Raw genomic sequence first — 18,508 nt, 5'->3', positions numbered from 1 at the left:
GCCGGAGGGGGCTCCCGCACGCCGTCACCCAGCGTCGTGAGGTTACTTCCTCGTGAAGAAGACGTATCCTGCCGCCGCGATGATGACGATAGCAACGGCGACGAAGGCCAGCGTCGTCACGGGGAGGCCTTCGGCGGGCGGCCCTTCGACCGGCGGTTCTGCCGGCGGGGTCGTCATGCCCGCCACGGGCGTTGTCGTCGTCCCGGTAGGTCCGGAGGTTGGTTCGCCGGTGGCCTTCCCGGTTACCGTGATGGCGAAGAGACCGAACGCGTCGGCGCCGGCAGAGAAGATTGCGTCGCCGCCCTCTTCGCCGAGCACCTCGACCTGGATCTCCCGCCACCCATCAGTGGTGTGCCTGAAGAGCCCGACCTGGCTTCCGGTGCATCCCTGCGCCGCGAGCCAGGCAGTCGGCACTGCGAACTGGATCTGGAGGGCGCTGAAGTTCCCGGCTGCCGCTTTGTGGAGGTTGGTCTCGATGTACTGGTAGACCGTGCCTGCCGGGGCTTCGGTATCCCGCGGGAGCGAGCCCTTTTCCACGGTCACCACGACTTCTTTGACGTCACCGTCCGCGGTGAGGGTGATCGCCGTGATTGCCGTCCTGTCCATCGGGAAGGTGACGCGATCGCCGAGCTTGAGGTTGCTTGCCGCACCGACCGATGCCTGGGAACTGCCGCCGCTGCTCCTAGATGGGGCGGGGGCCGGCGCGGGGGCGGCTACGGCACCGAGCGCGAACGCGGAGAAGCCCTCCGGCGAGACGGCCGTAAAGACCATCATGCCGTTCTCCATCCCTTCGTAGGTTGTCTCCAGCACCGAGCGGTTGCCGTCGTCGCCCAGCCGGAAGATCTTGATGGCTTTGATGCCGCCGTTTGCGGCCACCCAGCCGGGCGAGACCGTCAGCCGCAGGACGGCGTCGCGGATGGTATCCGTGGGGGTGCTCTTGTTGAAGTAGACCGCGTAGGCGATACCGGCGATCTCGGAGCCCTCGTCCTGTGCTGCGAGGGCGAACGCGGTCTTCGTCGCGTCGCCCGGCTGGTCGTAGATCGTCGTCGTTATCCCGAGGGCGGGGTCGTAGTTGTCCATCTCGGCCGTAAAGGAGACCGAGATGTTGCCGGCGCTGCCGACCGTGGCGTTGACGGGGGTGGACTCCAGGTGGACGCCGGTGACGTTGCCGGTGACGTTGCCGGTCGAGGCGTTGTCGATGAGCCCTTCGGTCTTGATGGTGACGGTGAGGCCGCCGGTCTGGAGGTGGATGTCGTTGCCGGTGACATTGAGCCCGGCGGTGGCGTTGATGGTCACCTGCTGGCCGCCGGCCCCGGTGGTGACGTTGACTGCATCACTGTTGAGGGTGAAGTTCTCCTCCGCCTTCGGAGCCGGCGGGACGTCCCGGGTGGTGACGACGCCAGTCGCGCTGCTGCTCCCGCCGGTGTTCGCGACCGTCAGGGTGACGGTGAACCGGCCGACCTGAGTGTAGGTGTGGACCGGGTTCTGTTCAGTCGATGTGGCGCCGTCCCCGAAGGACCAGGACCAGGAGTCGGCACCGGTCGACGTATCGGTGAACCGGACGGCGAGCGGCACGTTACCGCTCGTCACGTCTGCCGTAAAGCCGGCAACCGGGGCTGGCCCGGAGGGTTCGGTCACGGTGACGGTCTTCGTCGCACTGCTGCTCCCGGCGGTGTTCGTGACCGTCAGGTTCACGGTGTAGGTGCCCGGGGTCACGTAGGTGTGGACCGGGTTTCGGTCGGTCGACGTGTTGCCGTCCCCGAAGGCCCAGGACCAGGAGTCAGCACCGGTCGAGGCGTCGGTGAACGCAATGATGAGCGGTGCATCGCCGCTTGTGACGTTTGCGGTGAAGACTGCAACCGGGGCCGCGACGACTTCTACGAGGTCGAGGTGGAGGGTTGCGGTCTTAGCCTCCTCGATGGTGACCTCTGCCGCGGCATCGACGTAGCCGTCCTTCCGGAGGGTGACGGTGTGGGTGCCGATCCCGATCCCGTCGATCGTGGTGTTCGTCACTGCTCCGGTGTCGGCGCCGTCGATGAAGACTCTGGCGCCGGCGGGCACTGAGGTGACGGACAGGCTCCCGGTCAGGGTGGTCAGGTCGAGGTGGACCGATGCGGTCTTCCCCGCCTCCACGATCACCGGCATCGAGGCATCGGCGTACCCGTCGAGTTTCAGGGTGACGACGTGCTCGCCAGCCGGGATGCTGGTGAGGGTGGCGCTGGTGAACTTGCCGGTGTTCTCACCGTCAAGCCAGATCGCCGCGCCGGCGGGTGCCGAGGTCACGGCGATGCTCCCGACCGGGACCGTCACGGTGACGGTCTTCGTCGCGCTGCTGCTCCCGGCCGCATTCGTGACGGTGAGGGTCACCGTGTAGGTGCCGGGGTCCTCGTAGGTGTGGACCGGGTTTCGGTCGGTCGAGGTGTTCCCGTCCCCGAAGTCCCAGGACCAGGTTGCCGCACCGGTGGATTCATCGGTGAACGCAACCGTGAGCGGGGCATCGCCGCTTGTGACGTTCGCGGTGAAGGCTGCAACCGGGGCCGTCACGACCTCGTCGAAGGTGAGATCGAGGCGGGTCGCCGCGCCCGGCGTGAATGCCGCGGTCTCTTTTGCCGCCGCTCCGTTGGCGAAGAACGCGATCGTCGCTCCTTTCTGGTCAGAGGTCCCCTTCACGAGCAGGCGGTGCCCCAGGTGCCAGTCAGGATCGCCGTATCTTCCGGCATCCACCACCCGGATCGAGCCGCAGTTCGTATCCCCGATCATCGCGGCGATGACGGTCCCGGCAGGTGCGGGCGCTCCGCCGATCGTCACGTTCCCGTAGAACTCATGGGGGAGGGTCGGGGGGACCTCCCCCCCGCCCGCGGCGGTCACGGTGACGGTCTTCGTCGCACTGCTGCTCCCGGCCGCATTCGCGACCGCGAGGGTGACCGTGTAGGTGCCCGCGGTCGCGTAGGTGTGGACCGGGTTCCGGTCGGTCGAGGTGTTGCCGTCCCCGAAGGTCCAGAACCAGGCGGTCGGGTTCCCCGCAGAGGTATCGGTGAACGCAACCGTGAGCGGGGCGTCACCGCTCGTGACGTTTGCCGTGAAGGCGGCAACCGGCGCTGCGACGACCTCATCGAGGTTGAGGTGGAGGGTTGCGGCCTCATTCTCGACGATCGCGACCTCAGCGGAAGCATCGACGTAGCCGTCCTTCCGGAGGGTGACGGTATGACTCCCGACCCCGATCCCGTTGATCGTGGTGTTCGTCACTGCTCCGGTGTCGGCGCCGTCGATGAAGACTCCGGCGCCGGCGGGCGTCGAGGTGACGGCGAGGCTCCCGGTCCGGGTGGTCAGGGTGAGGTGGACCGATGCGGTCTTCCCCGGTTTGACGGTCACCGGCATCGAAGCATCGGCGTACCCGTCGAGTTTCAGGGTGACGACGTGCTCGCCGGCCGGGATTTCGGTGAGGGTGGCGCTGGTGAACTTGCCGGTGTTCTCACCGTCAAGCCAGATCGCCGCTCCGGCGGGTGCCGAGGTCACGGCGATGCTCCCGACCGGGACCGTCACGGTGACGGTCTTCGTCGCGCTGCTGCTCCCGGCCGCATTCGCGACCGTGAGGGTGACCGTGTAGGTGCCCGCGGTCGCGTAGGTGTGGGCCGGGTGCTGCTCGGTCGAGGTGTTCCCGTCCCCGAAGTCCCAGGACCAGGTTGCCGCACCGGTGGATTCATCGGTGAACGCAACCGTGAGCGGGGCATCGCCCTCAGTCACGTTTGTGCTGAAGTTTGCAACCGGGGCGGGGCCCGGGCCGGAACCCGCGACGGTCACGGTGACGGTCCGGGCGTTGTTCGTGCGGTCGACGTCCGGGATCTCCGCAGCCGGGTCGACCGCAAGGGTGAGGGTCGCCTCGCCGGCGGCTGCCGGGGTCCAGGTGAAGGAGACCTCCGCGGTCTCGCCGGGGCCAAGCGCGTCTACGGCGGCGGTGCCGATCCCGCGATCGCCGGCGGTGAGGGTCGCGGAGCAGGCGCGGGAGGCGGCGTCTCCGACGTTCTTAATGGTCCCGGTGACGGTGCAGGCGGTCCCGGCGGTCGCGCCGCCGGGGACGGCCAGGCCGACGGCCGCAAGGTCGGCCCGGGGCGGGCGGGTCATGGTGTAGGTCTCAAAGACGCTGCCCGGGGGATAGACCTCGAGGACGTTGGCGTCGTCGGAGAGCCGGGCGACCTTGACGAACCCGGCAACGGCGGTTCCGTTGGGATACAGGGTGACCTTCGTGTAGCCGAGGGTATCCTCGAGGCTGGTCTGGTAGCCTTCGGGCCTCTCGTCGCCGAGCTGGTAGAGCGGGCCTGCGCCGGTGCCGGCGACGACGTAGTTGATGCCGCCGACGACGTAGCGCTCGTAGGCGTGGACGTGGCCGTTGAAGACAGCGGAGACGCCGGCATTCTTCATGGTCTCGCCCCACACGCGCAGGAGGATCCAGCCCCCTGAGCGTTCGGGGGTGGAGGAGTAGGGCGGGTGGTGATGGGCGACGAACTTCCAGGCCGCGTCTGAATCCAGGTCGTCTTTGAGCCAGGCAGATTCCCGGTTGAGATCGACCCAGTTGTTGTCGTCGAGGACGGCAAATTGGGCGTCCGAGCAGGTGAAGGAGTACCGCTGGGGCAACCCGAAATTCTCGTAGTAGGCGGTATGGTTCTTCTCGTGGTTGCCCATCGTGGTGTAGATGGTGGTGTTCCCGAGCATCCGCCCGCTGTACCTGAAGAAGTCGTTCCACTCGCCCGCGCTCTCGACACCGTTGACCTGGTCGCCGGTGTGCAGGACAAAGAGCGGGTTCTCATCGGCGATCCGGTCGGCGACGAGGTTGATGTTCGCCGGCCTCTGGGTGTCGCCGTAGACGACGAAGGTGAAGCCGCCGTCCCCGGGGAACGTCCGGAATGTGTGGTCGCCCGTGGTCGTGCTGCCCGCGGCGACCCGGTAGTGGTAGAGGGTGTCGGGGGCGAGGCCTTCGAGCGTGATGTGGTGGAACGCGGTCTCTGCCGTGCCGGCGACGGATTTCTCGTATCCGCCGTTTACCGTGTAGTAGGTGTCGTCGGCGTACTCGACGGTGCCGGCGACGGGCTCCTGCGCCATCCAGTTGACGACGGTCGCCGTCGTCGTGGTGCCGGTGAGGTACGGGCCGCGGATAATCTCTACCGCCCCTTCATCGAGTACGGTGATGGTGGCGGTCGTGCTGCTGCTCCCGGCTGCGTTCGCGACCGTGAGGTTCGCAGTGTAGGTGCCGGGCGTCGTGTAGGTATGGGTCGGGCTCTGGTCGGCGGAGGTAGTTCCGTCACCGAAGTCCCAGGACCTGGAGTCGGCACCGGTCGAGGTATCGGTGAACGCGACGGTGAGCGGCGCCGGGCCGGAGGTTATGTTCGCAGTGAACCTCGCGACCGGCACTGTCATGGTCTCTTCGAAGGAGAGGTCGAGACGGGTCACCACGCCGGGGGTGAACAGGGCGGTCTCTTTTGCCGCCGCTCCGCCGACGAGGAACGTGATCGTCTCACCGTTCTGGTCCGCGGTCCCGGTCACGAGCAGGCGGTTCCCCAGGCGCCAATCGGGATCGCCGTATCTTCCGGCGTCTGTCACCATGATCGAGCCGCAGTTCGTATCCCCGAACATCGCGGTGATGACGGTCCCGGCGGGTGCGGGCGCTCCGCCGATCGTCACGTTTCCGTAGAACACATGGGGAAGGGTGGGGGGTGTCCCCCCGGCCGCCGCCGCACCGGCGACGAGGGCGATGAGGAGGACCACCGCTATACCGTGCTGTGGTTTCACCCGTCTCACCTTCAGGCGCCGATGGCACCAAGCGTCTCCGCGCCGGTCATGTAGAGCCAGTAGCCCTGCATGGGGTACATCGGGCGCTCTTCACTGTGGCGGCCGTCGCCGGCGCCGTGGAGGATCGAGTTCTGGTATTCCTGTTTCTGTGCGTCAAAGCCGATGAGCGTGGTCCAGTGGTCCTCAACCGAACGGAGGGTTGCGGCGGCGGACCTGGAGGTGGTGGCAGTGAAGCCGATGGCGTTCCAGCCTTTGACGAGGCTTTTTTCGGGCGGGAGGTTGGGTCCGTCGGCAGCGTAGGTGAGCGGGATCGTGTACGAGGTGTTCGCGTAGATCCAGACCCCGTCGAGCGGCCGGAAGGCTACCGTCGAGTTCGCCGTCTTCCAGCCGTCTATGCCGTCGTAGAGCAGGACCGTGTGACCGGCGGTATCGACCGCATCAAAGACGGCAAAGGTGTTCGCGCCGCTAGCGAGACGTTTCGGGGTCGAGACGAAGTTCCAGCCCGGATGAAGGGTGAGGGTGCCCGTCTCGCCCGGCTCGGTATCGCCGGTTCCGGTCACGGTGATGGTCTGTGTCGCGCTGTTGCTCCCGACGACGTTCGTGACCGTGAGGTTCACGGAGTAGGTGCCGGGGGCCGTGTAGGTGTGGGTCGTGTTCCGGTCGGCAGAGGTTGCGCCGTCGCCGAAGTCCCAGGACCAGGAGTCAGCACCGGTCGAGTTGTCGGTGAACGCGACGGTGAGCGGCGCGTCGCCGGACGTGGTGTTCGCGGTGAAGTCCGCAACCGGGGCGGGGGTGAACTTGTCTACCTCGATGACGACCCCGTCGATCCACTTTGCCGACCAGCCAGTGGTAGCGTCTACTTTGACGCCCCAGGCCACGTAGGCGTCGTAGGTGCCGAAGATATGCAGGCCCCAGGGGTTCGTGGAGTTGTCGGCAAAGAAGATCAGGCGCATGGCGGGGAAGTAACCGGTATCGGTGTAGCCGACGCCCTGGCCGTCACCGCCGCCTGCGTTGTACCAGCAGAGGACAGCCGGCCCCTGGCGCGGGTGGGGGTTGTAGACCCATTCCTGCCTGAGCCCTGTTTTATAGCCGTCCCTGCTGTCCAGGCGGATATAGTCCCTTTCGGAAGCGCCTCCGACGAGGTCGCAGATGTCTTTGACGTCGGTGCCCTTGACGGCGCCGAATATTCCTTTGCCGTCGAAGACACTGCCCCAGTGCTTCTCCTCCGGGTCCGGGTAGGTGTCATCGAAGATCCACCACTGGTGGTAGTAGTTCGTTACGCCGTCGCCCTGCACGGGGAGGTTCTCCTCAAGCCAGTGGTAGTCGACGGTTGTCTTGTTCAGGACGGTGCCGTTTCTGGCCACCTTTGCAACGCGCAGGGTGGTGGTCCCGATATCCCTGGGCTCGAGCACCCGGATCTGGTCGATCGGCTCGGTCTTCACAACCGTGTCGCTCCCGAAGGGGCCGGTGACGGTGAGGGTGACCGGGTAGGTGCCGACGCGGGTGTAGATGTGGACCGGGTTCTGCTCGGTCGAGGTGTTGCCGTCGCCGAAGTCCCACGCCCATGCAGTCGGGTTGCCGCCGGAGGTGTCGGTGAACCGGACGGCAAGCGGCGGCAGCCCGCCGGTCGTGCTTGCAGTGAAACTTGCTACCTTGGCGTTCAGCGTGATGCAGTCGGCCACGGTCGTGCTGTTGGTGCCGATGGTGTTCGTGGCGGTGAGGGTGACGGTATACTTCCCGGGGTAGATCTCGGGTTCTGTGTAGGTGTGGACCGGGTTTTTCTCGGTCGAGGTCGCGCCGTCACCAAAGTCCCACGCCCAGGTGTCGGGGGACCCCGACGAGGTGTCGGTGAACTGGACGGTGAGCGGGGGTGAGCCCGAGGTCACGTTGGCGCTGAAGGATACGACCGGGGATGCGGGGGGATCGCTGCCGTCGATCCGCACCTCGACGACCCGGTCGGGCGCGGCGTCGGCGCTCGAAGGGAGGGTGCCGTTGTAGACGGCGTTTGCTTCTCCCCAGCAGACCTTCATGTCGGTGTTGCCGAAGACATGCCGGCCGTCGGGGTTCGTGGAGGTGTCGGCGAAGAAGACGAGGCGCAGGCTGGAGGTATAGTCTGCCGCGTCACCGTCGTACCAGCGGAGGACTGCCGGACCCTGCCGGGGGTTGGGGTTATAAATCGTTGCGTACGGGTAGGCGATCGCGGCGCCGCCGGAGGTGTTGACGGTGATGGTGTCGCCTGCGCTCGCGCCGCCGACGTAATCACAGATATCGGCAAGATCGGTGCCCCTGACCGCACCGATGTCGATGAAGTTGACGGTCTCTTCGGGGTTCCAGGGGTTGTACTGTTTATACGGATACCTCTCCTTCCAGGCTGCCTCGGTGACCGGGCCCTGGTGGTAGTAGCGGGTGACGCCGTCGCCCTGGATTGGGAGGTTTGCCTCCAGCCAGCTGCGGTCGACCGTCTTTTCGTTCAGGATGGTTATTCCGTCGTTTGCATACTTTATGATGCGGAGTTCGGTGGCGTCGTCGCCTCCTCCTCCGGACGCGGCCGCCTCAATACCGCTCATCTCTTTTATGTCGCTCCCGGCCTTGTTCGTCGCGTTGAGGGTGACGGTGTAGGTGCCGGGGGTCATGTAGGTGTGGACCGGGTTTTTCTCGGTCGAGGTCGCGCCGTCACCGAAGTCCCATTCCCACGTAGTCGGGGTCCGGAGGGAGGTGTCGTTGAACTGGACGGCGAGCGGCACCGCACCGCTCGTCACGTTGGCGATGAAGTTTGCAATCGGGGGTTCGGGGTCGTCCTGGCTGTAGATCCGGATCTCGTTGACCCACTTGCCTGAGGTGCCGGCGGCGGACCAGTAGTCCCCGCCTTTGCACCAGTACTTCTCGTCCCAGCACTCCTTCATGTCGTTGTTCCCGAAGATGTGCCAGCCCCAGGGGTTCGTGGTGTTGTCGGCGAAGAAGATCATGCGCATCCCGATGACATACCCGGTGTCCGGGTAGCCCTGGCCCTGCGCCTCCTGCGCGTCGGGGCCGGAGCCGTTGCCGCTGTACCAGCAGAGGACGGCCGGGCCCTGCCGCGGGTCGGGTTTGTAGATGAACGAGTAGGGGAAGGCCTTCCGCCACCCGTCGCTGCTGCAGATGGCGATATCGTCGCCCTCTTCGGCGCCGCCGATGTGGTTGCAGATGTCTTTGATGTCGGTCCCCATCACCGCTCCCAGGTCAGCCTTGACCAACATGCTCTTTAAGACGTCCTCGCCCGGGTTCCAGCCGTCGTAGGTCTCACCGGGGTGGGCCTTCTCCCAATCCCCTTCGAAGACAGGACCCTGGTGATAGTAGCGGGTGACGCCGTCGCCCTGGACCGGGAGGTTTGCCTCCAGCCAGCGGTAGTCGACGGTCGTCTCGTTCAGGACGGTCCATCGGTCGTTTGCATACTTTGCGATACGTACCTCGGTGGTCCCGGCCTCTGCAGCCATTACCGGCGCCGAAAGCACGGCGGCTGCCAGTAGCAGCACCACGAGAGTGATAATTACCAGTCTTGATTGTTTCATGCGATTCAACTCGTTTCTTAAATCATCTCTGGGTTTTCGATGGCCCTACGATCTTTGCGGGGATCCCTGCCCCGGGGGGATCCGTCCGGTCGCGGCGTCCCGGAGCGACCGGGACCGCACGACCGGGAAAAGAGGGGCGTCAGTTCTTCTTCCCAAGATACACAAGGCCTCCGATCATGGCGCCGGCCAGGAGTACCGCCCCGATACCGATGAACGGCCAGGGTGGCTCATCATCGGCCGGCGGCGTCCCGCCGGGGGAGATGGTCTGCTGTGCTTCCGCCGTCCCGGGGACGGTCCACGCCAGGGCATAGATGCTGAAATGCGAGACCCTGGCGGTGACCGTCCGCGTGGCGGGGTCCACGGTTGCGGGCACATCCTGCCACGCCTTCGATGCGGGGTTGTACCAGATCACCTTCGGTGTGGCACTGCCGATCTTCGCCCACTCTTCCCCGGAGAGGGTGTAGGTGAGGGTGACCGGCGGGTCGAAGGTGGCGCCCGCAGGGCCGCAGTTGAGGACGATCGCAACCCCCGTTCCCGGCGGGGCCGCCGGGACCGCGGCAGGGTCGGCCCTGGCCACGGTCACCTCGCCGAGCGGGCTGCCGCCGGCGTCGCGGGCGGTGGTGCCCTCCCGTATCGCCACGGCGCAGGTTTCGTCGGCGGTCCTGACCGTCACGGTCTTCTGGACCACTCCGGCCGCAGACGTGGCAAGGGAGGCGTGCCCGGTCTGCACCTCAGGGGCGGCGGTGGGGGCGGCCGATTCGCGGGGGTTCACGGTGGCGCCCGGATCCGCGGTAGTGCCGGAACCACCGGTATTACCGGGATCTCCGGTGTTACCGGTGCCCCCGCTCCCGGGGACGCTCAGGTCGAGGACCGTTCCTCCGCCGACCTCAAAGACCGCTGTCTCTTTTGCGGGGACTCCGTCGACGAGGAACGTGATCGTCTCACCGGTCTGGTCAGGGGTCGCCTTCACGAGCAGGCGGTCCCCCACGGACCGGCCGGGATCGCCATATTTTCCGGCTTCCGTCGTCCGGATCGAGCCGTACTCCGTACCCCCGATCATTGCCGTGATCACGGTCCCGGTGGGTGCCGGGGAGCCGCCGATCGTTATGTCGCCGGAGAACTGATGGGGTAACGTGGGGGTGCCTCCCCCGGCCGCCGCCGCACCGGCGACGAGGCCGAGGAGGAGGATCAGTGTTATGCCCAGTCGCATCTTCACCCTCTCACCTTCAGGCGCTGATAGCAGCAAGCGTCTCCGCCTGGGTCATGTAGATCCAGTAGCCCTGCATGGGCTGCATCTTCTGCGTTGTGCTATCCGGGCTGCGGATGATCGCGTCCTCGTACTTCTGCTCTTTCGCGTCGTAGCCGATCAGGGTGGCCCACCGGTCCCCGAGTGAGAGCAGGGTGGGTGCCGCGGCTTCAGGGGCGGTGCCGGTGAAGCCGATCGCGTTCCAGCCCTTGCCGAGGTCCTTTGAGGGCGGGAGCTCAGGTGCGCCGGCCGCGAAGGTGAGCGGGATCGTATACGAGGTGTTTGCGTAGATCCAGACACCGTCAAGCGGCCGGAAGGTGTCGGTCGGGCTCATCGCCTTCCAGTCGTAGTCCAGCCCGTCGTAGAGCAGGATTGTCCGGCCGGCGGTATCGACGCCGTTGAAGATCGCAAAGGTGTTCGCACCCGCAGCAAGGCGTTTCGGGGTCGAGACGAAGTTCCAGCCCCGGTGGAGGGTGAGGACACTCGCCTCCTCGCCGCCGGACCCGGTCACGGTGATGGTCTGCGTCGTGCTGGCGCTCCCGGCCGTGTTCGTCACGGTGAGGGTCACGGTGTAGGTGCCCGCGGTCGTGTAGGTGTGGACCGGGTTCTGCTCAGCGGAGGTCGCGCCGTCGCCGAAGGTCCAGGACCAGGAGGATGCACCGGTGGATGTATCGGTGAACGCGACCGCGAGCGGCGCGTCGCCGGACGTGACGTCCGTGGTGAAGCCGGCGACCGGGATCCCGGGCCGGGTCGGCTGGAGGTCGACGGTCAGTTCGACGACGTAGATCGAGTTGTTGACCGACGGGAGGTCCCAGTCGCCGAACTGGCTCATGTCGCCGTACCAGATGTAGTAGATCCCTGATTTGTCGATGTAGCCGTTCAGGCTCTTCTTGAACTTCTTGTCATCACCAGTCCCGATGGTCTCGTAGAACTTCCACTTGTAGTCCGCACCGAAGGCCCGGGTCGGGTAGGTGACGTCGTCGATGGTGAGGGTCAGGAGCGGTTTTCGGTCGCTGTAACCCGACTCGCTGTCGCCGTAGGTGTAGGTGTAGCCAGCGGCGGCGAGGATGTTGAAGAACGTGTTGCCGCCGTAGGTGGTGTTGTCGACGACGATCGGCTCATCGGCGTAGACCGTGACGGAGGTGTTGAAGATGATCGGGTCCGGTTTCGTGACGACGATACCGGTCTCTGCCGAGGCGCTCCCGTGCTCGTTACTCACCGTCAGGTTGACGGTGTAGGTGCCGGGCTTGCTGTAGGTGTAATTGACGTCCTGGCCGGTGGCGTTGCCGCCGTCGCCGGTCTCCCAGGTGTAGGTCAGGTCGGCGCCGGTGGCGGTGGCCGAGAACCGAACCGGAATTCCGATCTCATAAGTGCTGCCCGGGGCCGGGAAGGTGATCGTTACGTCGGATGGAGTCGCTGGAGCGGGCCCGGCAACGATGACCCCGTCCTCCCACGCTCCCGCTAAGGGTGCATGGTCGGTGCCGAGGCCGTCCGGGAGGACGTGGGGTGTGTCGAGGATGCCGTCGCCGTCCACGTCGGATGCGGTGTAGTTCGACCAGAAGTTGCCGACGAAGCCGGTGTGCTCGGTGTCCTTATAGGTGTAGGTGACGGGGGCGGTGGTGTTCCAGACCTGGACGTTAATGGGGCTGGTATAGAGAACATCTCCGTTGATACTGCCGACAAAGTTGTTCTGGTAGACAGCATTGTCCCCGCCGGACTTGTAGAATTCAATCCCATACCTGTTGTTGCTTAACGTATTGTTCGTGATAAGATTACCCGTGCTACCTGCGCCTGAACACGAGATGGCTGCCCCTGCACTGCTGGTTATAATGTTTTTCGAAACCAGACAGTCGTTGCCTGTCAGAGTTAGCGCTGAATACTGGCAAGTCGCATTAGAGATAATGTTATCGGCAAAAGTGACATTTGATGCCTTGATCTGCAATCCCTCACCTGCGCTTAAGTCAAGGAAAGTACAGTTCCGGATAACGGAATCCGATGCAGGACCATATTCTCCAAGTCGAACGCCAGCTCCGGGATTAACGATCGTCAACCCGTCAAGGATCGTACCTGTCGCATTTTCATTGCTTCCTGATGGTATTTCAAGACCACCTGAATTTATGCAATCCACGATGACGGATCCGTCATCAGTAGAAGCCTGAATGGTTAGATATGGCTTCGTTACCCTAAACCAGGAGTAACTCCCCGGCAAGACTATGATCGTATCCCCGGATGAAGCATTGTTCACAGCATCAAGAATGCTGCTAAAGTCCGCCTCCCCGTCGTCGTCGACGTACCATGTCGTCGGCTCCGCCGATACGGGGATCGCTATACAGAGTAAACCAAGTAGAATGGCAAGAGGTAGGTATGTTTTCATCATATCACCTGTAATGTGCAGGAGTCAGTGAGGTAACTGATCGCCACGGCGTCGTCATCGTGCTTCGTCGCCGTTACCCCGGCCGTCACCGCCGCAAGGAACACCGGGGCGATGGCCGGGCAGCAGGCTGCCGGAATCGCCCTCGCTTTTGGGAATACGTCGCGTCTTATGCAATAACCCCCAGAAGCCGATCCTTACGGCAGGCGGCCTGGTTAAAGATCAATTATATTGGCTAAACTTAAGCCTTTTGTTAAATATTTTTAGTTTACGGAACGTCATATACGATAAGGGTTCTGCACAGCACCCGGAACAAGAAACCGGGGCGCCATATTCGGGATGGTACACATGCTCCCCGATCGCCGCATTCGCCTTCGTGGTTGCGCAACTCCCCTGCGATCCCGGATCCGTACGGGGACCGGAAACAGTTCCGCACCGCCGGAGAACGCCGGACGCCGGGGCTCCCGGTACGCGCGGACCCCTGGACGGCGACGACAGGCGTCACTCGTCCACGATCGACGTTTCGCTCAACAAAAGCCGCTGCGGGCGCTGCCGATCACGAAGCGGATCGACGAAAAATGTAAAAACCTGATTTTTCCTTTCCGGGGTAAACGTGCACGGCTGCGCCCCCATAGAACGCCGGGGGAGGGGGGGCCTCCCCCGGCCGCCGCCGCACCGGCGGCGAGGCCGGAGAGGAGGACCGTGCATGTACCCTGTCGCACTTCACGCTCTAGCCGCTGATGGCGGCAAGCGTCTCCGCCTGGGTCATGTAGATCCAGTAGCCCTGCATGGGCTGCATCTTCTGCGTTGCGCTCTCCGGGCTGCGGATGATCGCGTTCTCATACTTCTGCTCTTTTGCATCGTAGCCGATCAGGGTGGCCCACCGGTCGCCGAGCGACAGCAGGGTGGGTGCCGCGGACTGGGGGGCGGTGCCGGTGAAGCCGATCGCGTTCCAGCCTTTGCCGAGGTCCTTTGCGGGCGGGAGCTCAGGTGCGCCAGCGGCGAAGGTGAGCGGGATCGTGTACGATGTGTTCGCGTAGATCCAGACCGCGTCAAGCGGCCGGAAGGTGTCCGTCGGGCTCATCATCTTCCAGTCGTAGTCCAGCCCGTCGTAGAGCAGGATCGTGTGGCCGGCGGTATCGACGCCGTTGAAGATGGCGAAGGTGTTCGCACCGTCAGCGAGGCGTTTCGGGGTCGAGACGAAGTTCCAGCCCGAATGAAGGGTGAGGACGCTCGCCTCCTCGCCGCTGGATTCGGTCACGGTGATGGTCTTCGTCGCGCTGTCGCTCCCGGCCGTGTTCGCGACCGTGAGGGTCACGGTGTAGGTGCCCGCGGTCGTGTAGGTGTGGACCGGGTTCTGTTCGGCGGAGGTCGCCCCGTCGCCGAAGGCCCAGGACCAGGAGGTCGGGGTGTTGGTCGACCGATCGGTGAACGCGACCGCGAGCGGGGCGTCGCCGGACGTGGTGCTCGCGGCGAAGCCGGCGACCGGTGTAATCGCCGGGCCGGGCTCAACGATGTTGAGCGTGGTGACGATCACGTACCGGGCGCCGCTCGGGTCGGACTTTACGACATTGTAGTCGCCGTAGACCGTGTAGATGGTGGTGCCGTTGGCGAGGGCGACGTCCGGGTCGTACCTCGTTGCGGCAGAGGTCATGCCGTCGAAGGACCGCCAGGCGAGATCCGCCGTCGCGTTCTGGACGTTCGGGTAGCAGACCCCCTCGGGGGTGGTGATGTCCATCAGCGAGTAGGTCGGGACCGGCTTTTTGCTCTTCCACATGTCGAAGACAAAGCCGCCGGCGTTCAGCATGCCGCCGACGCTGTTTGCCGGGATCTCGATGGAGTCCTCACCGGGCTTGTAGCCCCCGGAGCGCGAGGAGATGGCGGCCCGGATCGTGCTGCCGTTCGTGATGGTGACCGTATCCTGGTACAGGATGGTGTACGAGGGTGCCGAATCCTGGATGACGATGCTGGTCGATGCGCTCGCCGAGCCTGCACTGTTTGCCACGGTCAGGGTGATGGTGTAGTTGCCAACGGTCGCGTAGGTGTAGTCGGCAGTCTGCCCGGTGACGTTGTCGCCGTTGCCGAGGTCCCAGGTGTAGGTGAGGCCGGTGCCGGTTGCGGTTGCCGCAAGGTGCACCTGAACGCCGGTCGCGTAGGTGCTGCCCGGGGCCGGGGAGGTGATCGTCACATCGGACGGAGTCGCCGGAGCGGGCTCAACGAAGACGATGGTTCCGTTCCGCCACGGGCCCGTCCACGGACCCATCATGGGGTAGTTGTCGTAGCGGTCGGTGTTCGTGTACTTGTCGTGGCCTATGAACACGGGGGTGTCGCCGATGCCGTTGCCGTCGGCGTCGATGCCGGTGTAGCCGCTGTAGTAGTTGCCGACGTAGCCGGTGTACCCGACACCGTTGTAGGTGTAGGCGACCTCTTCGGGCGAGTGACAGGTGTCTTCGCCGAGGCACTGGACGCTGCCGGCGAAGGTGTTGGCCCAGATGTAGTTGTCGTGGGAGTTGTCTTTCGCGCAGATCTGGTCGGCGTTGCCGGTGCAGGTGTTGTTGTAGACAAAGTTGCCGCAGGCGTCGTCCCTGAGGCTGATGCCGCGCTTGGTGTTGCCGTGGCAGGAGTTCTCGGTGATCGTGCAGTTAGTGGCGTTGCCGCCGAGGTGGATGCCGTTGTAGCACTCGCCGCCGCAGTCGTTGCCGATGATCAGGCAGTCGTCGTAGCCGACGCTCTCGATCGAGGCGACGTGTTCATTGGTCGGGCCGCGGGTCGTAAAGCCCCTGATGGTGATGCCGTCTGCCCTGAGGTCGAAGACCGGCTTCGTGGGCACGGCGGCGGTGACGGTGACGTTCGCCGGGCCGTTCTCGGTCATGAGGGTCAGAGCCCTGTCGACGAGCACGTTCTCGGTGTAGGCGCCGTCCTTCACGACGATGGTGTCGCCCGCAGCGGCGGCGTCGACCGCCGCCTGGATGGCGGCGTAGTCCCCGCCCTCACCGACGTACCAGGTCTTCGGTTCGGGAGCCGGGCTGGCGATGACGCCGTTCTCCCACGCTCCCGCCAGGGGTGCGTGGTCGGTGCCGAGGCCGTCCGGGAGGACGTGGGGTGTGTCGAGGATGCCGTCGCCGTCCGCGTCGGATGCGGCGTAGCTCGACCAGAAGTTGCCGACGAAGCCGGTGTGCTCAACGCCGTCGTAGGTGTAGGTGACGGGGGCGGTGGAGTTCCAGTGAGTGGTGGCCGGGGCGGTGCCGGATACCAGAGTGACGCCGGAGACGTTGTTGTTCTGGTAGATCCGGTTGTTCTCGCCGGCGCTCTCAAATTGAATCCCCTTTCCATTGAACAGGTTCCCGACGATGGTGTTGTCGGTTGCCGTTGTTTTCCGGATTCTGATGGGATCGATGTCATTCTTGAAGGTATTATTTGCAACGGTGCATCCGCTTACTTCACTAAGAGTGAGGACGCGTATTCCGGTGCAGTTTTCGAAGAGATTACCTGTAACTGTTGCATTCTGGCTTCCAGCCCGGATATACACTGTACTCCATTCGTTCGTATTGTCAACAAATGTATTGTTGATAATTCTGCACGATGGACCCCGTACAGTTAATGCCGCCCCTCCTACTGCATTTGTGATAGTATTATCAATAATAGTGACGTTCGAGTGAGTGAGAATCAATCCCTCACAGATTAATCCAAGGAAATTACAGTTCCGGATAATGGAATCCGGTGCAGGACCAAGTTCAATACCAATTTCTGTGTTGACGAGTGTAAATCCGTCAAGGATCATTCCCGTTGCATCAGACGATACTCTGAGACAGCCGCCTCCACCATCCACGATGACAGGTCCATCACCTGTAAGGGCCTGAATGGTCAGGTGCGGTTTTCCCACACTGAACCGCGAATACGTCCCGGGCAGGACATAGATCGTATCGCCCGGCGAAGCGGCATCAACCGCCGCCTGGATAGTAGTGAAATCCGCCTCCTCGGCGGCGACGTGCCATATCGTTGGCTCCGCCGATACGGGGACCATAATACAGAACAAGCCAAGTACAACGGCAAGAGGTAGGTATGTTTTCATCATATCACCAGAAATAGGGAAAAAAGGGTTAAGAGTTAGAGTGGTGATGGGTCACCACGAGTTTCACGTGATCGGTTGCAAGATGCGAATAATACTTTCCATCCTCACCAACAGGCTGTTGCGCACTCTTCTGCATCACAAGCACCGTCACATTGCCGTCGACAACATAGTTCGTGGCTACCGAGGCGTTGCCGCCGGTGAGCGTCGTTGTGCTGTTGCTGCTCGTATCAGCGAGCTTCTCGTAGCTGCTGCTGCCGCCGTTCCAGATGTAGAGGTCGGCACCCTGCGTCGCAGATACGTTGTCGTGAGTGCCACTCCCCTTCCAGGTAACGTTGAGTCTCTCGACGTTCGCAGCGCTCTCTTTCAATGTGAAGACAAAGCGCTGGGCGGCATACTTGCCGTCATCTGTGGTGTTCGTCCAGTAAACACTGCTGTCATTATCAGCAATCTCTGACGTGCTGCTGAACGCTGTGCTCGGCACGGTTGCGCTGGTCGGCACACCGCTCACGCCTCCCTCATACGCCCACTCGTCTGTGTCACCAGTGGTGTTGAAGTCATATCGGTGCGGCGGGTAGATCAGCAGGTCGGTAACGTTCTTCACCGAGAGTCCATTTGCCGCAGGGTAGAGAGCGCTGACGTTGTATTTATCAGGAACAAACCGCTGGTACCAGGAATCGAACGAGGCCTCCATGTCACGGTTGGTCAGGTTCAGGGAGTCTGCAAAGCCGTAGACCGAGGGCGGCGTGTAGAAGAAGAGACAGAGGCCACTGTTCCAGGTGTTGCCCGCAAGGCCGGTCTCGTTGTCCCACCAGGCAAGAATCATATCGCCCTGCCTGCTGTTCGGCGTGTAGACGTTGTCGTACCCGAAGTACCGGGTGATCGGCTTATCGATCCCGAGAACCCAGAGCTCGTCGCCGTCGCTCATCCCACCGACCTCGCCGGTGATGTTGCTGACGTAGGTGCCGTTGTGCTCACCATAGTAGACCATACCCTGGTTGGCATCGCCCCAGGTATCATTCAGGTCGAAGGTGCCTTTTTGCATATACAGTGGGCCGTTGCTGTAGACCTGTGTGTAATTGGCCATGAGGTTGGCAACGGTCAAGTTCGCCGTCTTCACGGCAGTCGAGTAGTTGTTGTCACAGTACTTCGTTACGTTCACCTGCGTCGTCGCCGCCATTGCCGGCGCCGCGAGGAGCATCAGGGCGATGACCAGGCAGCAGGCTGCCGGAATCGCCCTCACTTTTGGGAATACATCTCGTCTCATGACTGCTCCCGCAAGCCGATCCATACAGCATACCAGCAGGCCGGCTTGACAAGAGATCAATCACATTACCTGAACTTAAGCCTTTTGTTAAATATTTCTCGTTTACGGCACGTGACATACAATAAGGGTTCTGCACAGCACCCGGAACAAGAAACCGGGGCGCCACATCCGGGATGGTACACATGCTCCCCGATCGCCGTTTTCGCCGTTGTGGTTGCGCAAC

Annotated in this window: 6 protein-coding genes; all 6 read right to left on the bottom strand. The window is 63.6% G+C overall.

The genetic code is table 11. From position 1 onward, the window contains the following. Positions 1-42: 42 nt before the first annotated feature. Positions 43-5,784, bottom strand: a complete 5,742-nt coding sequence (locus BP846_RS06165; RefSeq protein ID WP_292393476.1) for a PKD domain-containing protein — start codon at positions 5,782-5,784, stop codon at positions 43-45. Positions 5,785-5,795: 11 nt separating this feature from the next. Then, positions 5,796-9,332 carry a PKD domain-containing protein gene (locus BP846_RS06160; protein ID WP_292393474.1) on the bottom strand — a complete coding sequence of 1,179 codons (3,537 nt, stop codon included), beginning with the start codon at positions 9,330-9,332 and terminating at the stop codon, positions 5,796-5,798. 139 nt (positions 9,333-9,471) lie between these two features. Further along, positions 9,472-10,548 carry a hypothetical protein gene (locus tag BP846_RS06155; RefSeq protein ID WP_292393472.1) on the bottom strand — a complete coding sequence of 359 codons (1,077 nt, stop codon included), beginning with the start codon at positions 10,546-10,548 and terminating at the stop codon, positions 9,472-9,474. A 10-nt stretch (positions 10,549-10,558) separates the two neighbouring features. Next, on the bottom strand, positions 10,559-12,952 hold the full coding sequence (locus BP846_RS06150; protein ID WP_292393616.1) for a PKD domain-containing protein: 2,394 nt from the start codon (positions 12,950-12,952) through the stop codon (positions 10,559-10,561). A gap of 727 nt (positions 12,953-13,679) precedes the next feature. Further along, on the bottom strand, positions 13,680-16,730 hold the full coding sequence (locus BP846_RS06145; protein ID WP_394339962.1) for a PKD domain-containing protein: 3,051 nt from the start codon (positions 16,728-16,730) through the stop codon (positions 13,680-13,682). A 319-nt stretch (positions 16,731-17,049) separates the two neighbouring features. Continuing rightward, a complete protein-coding gene (locus BP846_RS06140) occupies positions 17,050-18,285 on the bottom strand; it encodes a hypothetical protein (protein WP_292393470.1) in 1,236 nt (411 codons plus the stop codon). Positions 18,286-18,508 lie beyond the last annotated feature (223 nt).

Origin of the sequence: Methanoculleus sp. UBA303 (assembly GCA_002501655.1) — an archaeon.
Taxonomy (GTDB): Archaea; Halobacteriota; Methanomicrobia; order Methanomicrobiales; family Methanoculleaceae; genus Methanoculleus.
This window is presented reverse-complemented; position numbering and strand designations above follow the sequence as displayed.

What these genes read in the sequence shown, in the direction of transcription:
- BP846_RS06160 (WP_292393474.1), bottom strand. Translation starts at nt 9,332, where the DNA reads ATGAAACAATCAAGACTGGTAATTATCACTCTCGTGGTGCTGCTACTG.
- BP846_RS06145 (WP_394339962.1), bottom strand. Translation starts at nt 16,730, where the DNA reads ATGATCCTTGACGGATTTACACTCGTCAACACAGAAATTGGTATTGAA.
- BP846_RS06150 (WP_292393616.1), bottom strand. Translation starts at nt 12,952, where the DNA reads ATGAAAACATACCTACCTCTTGCCATTCTACTTGGTTTACTCTGTATA.
- BP846_RS06140 (WP_292393470.1), bottom strand. Translation starts at nt 18,285, where the DNA reads ATGAGACGAGATGTATTCCCAAAAGTGAGGGCGATTCCGGCAGCCTGC.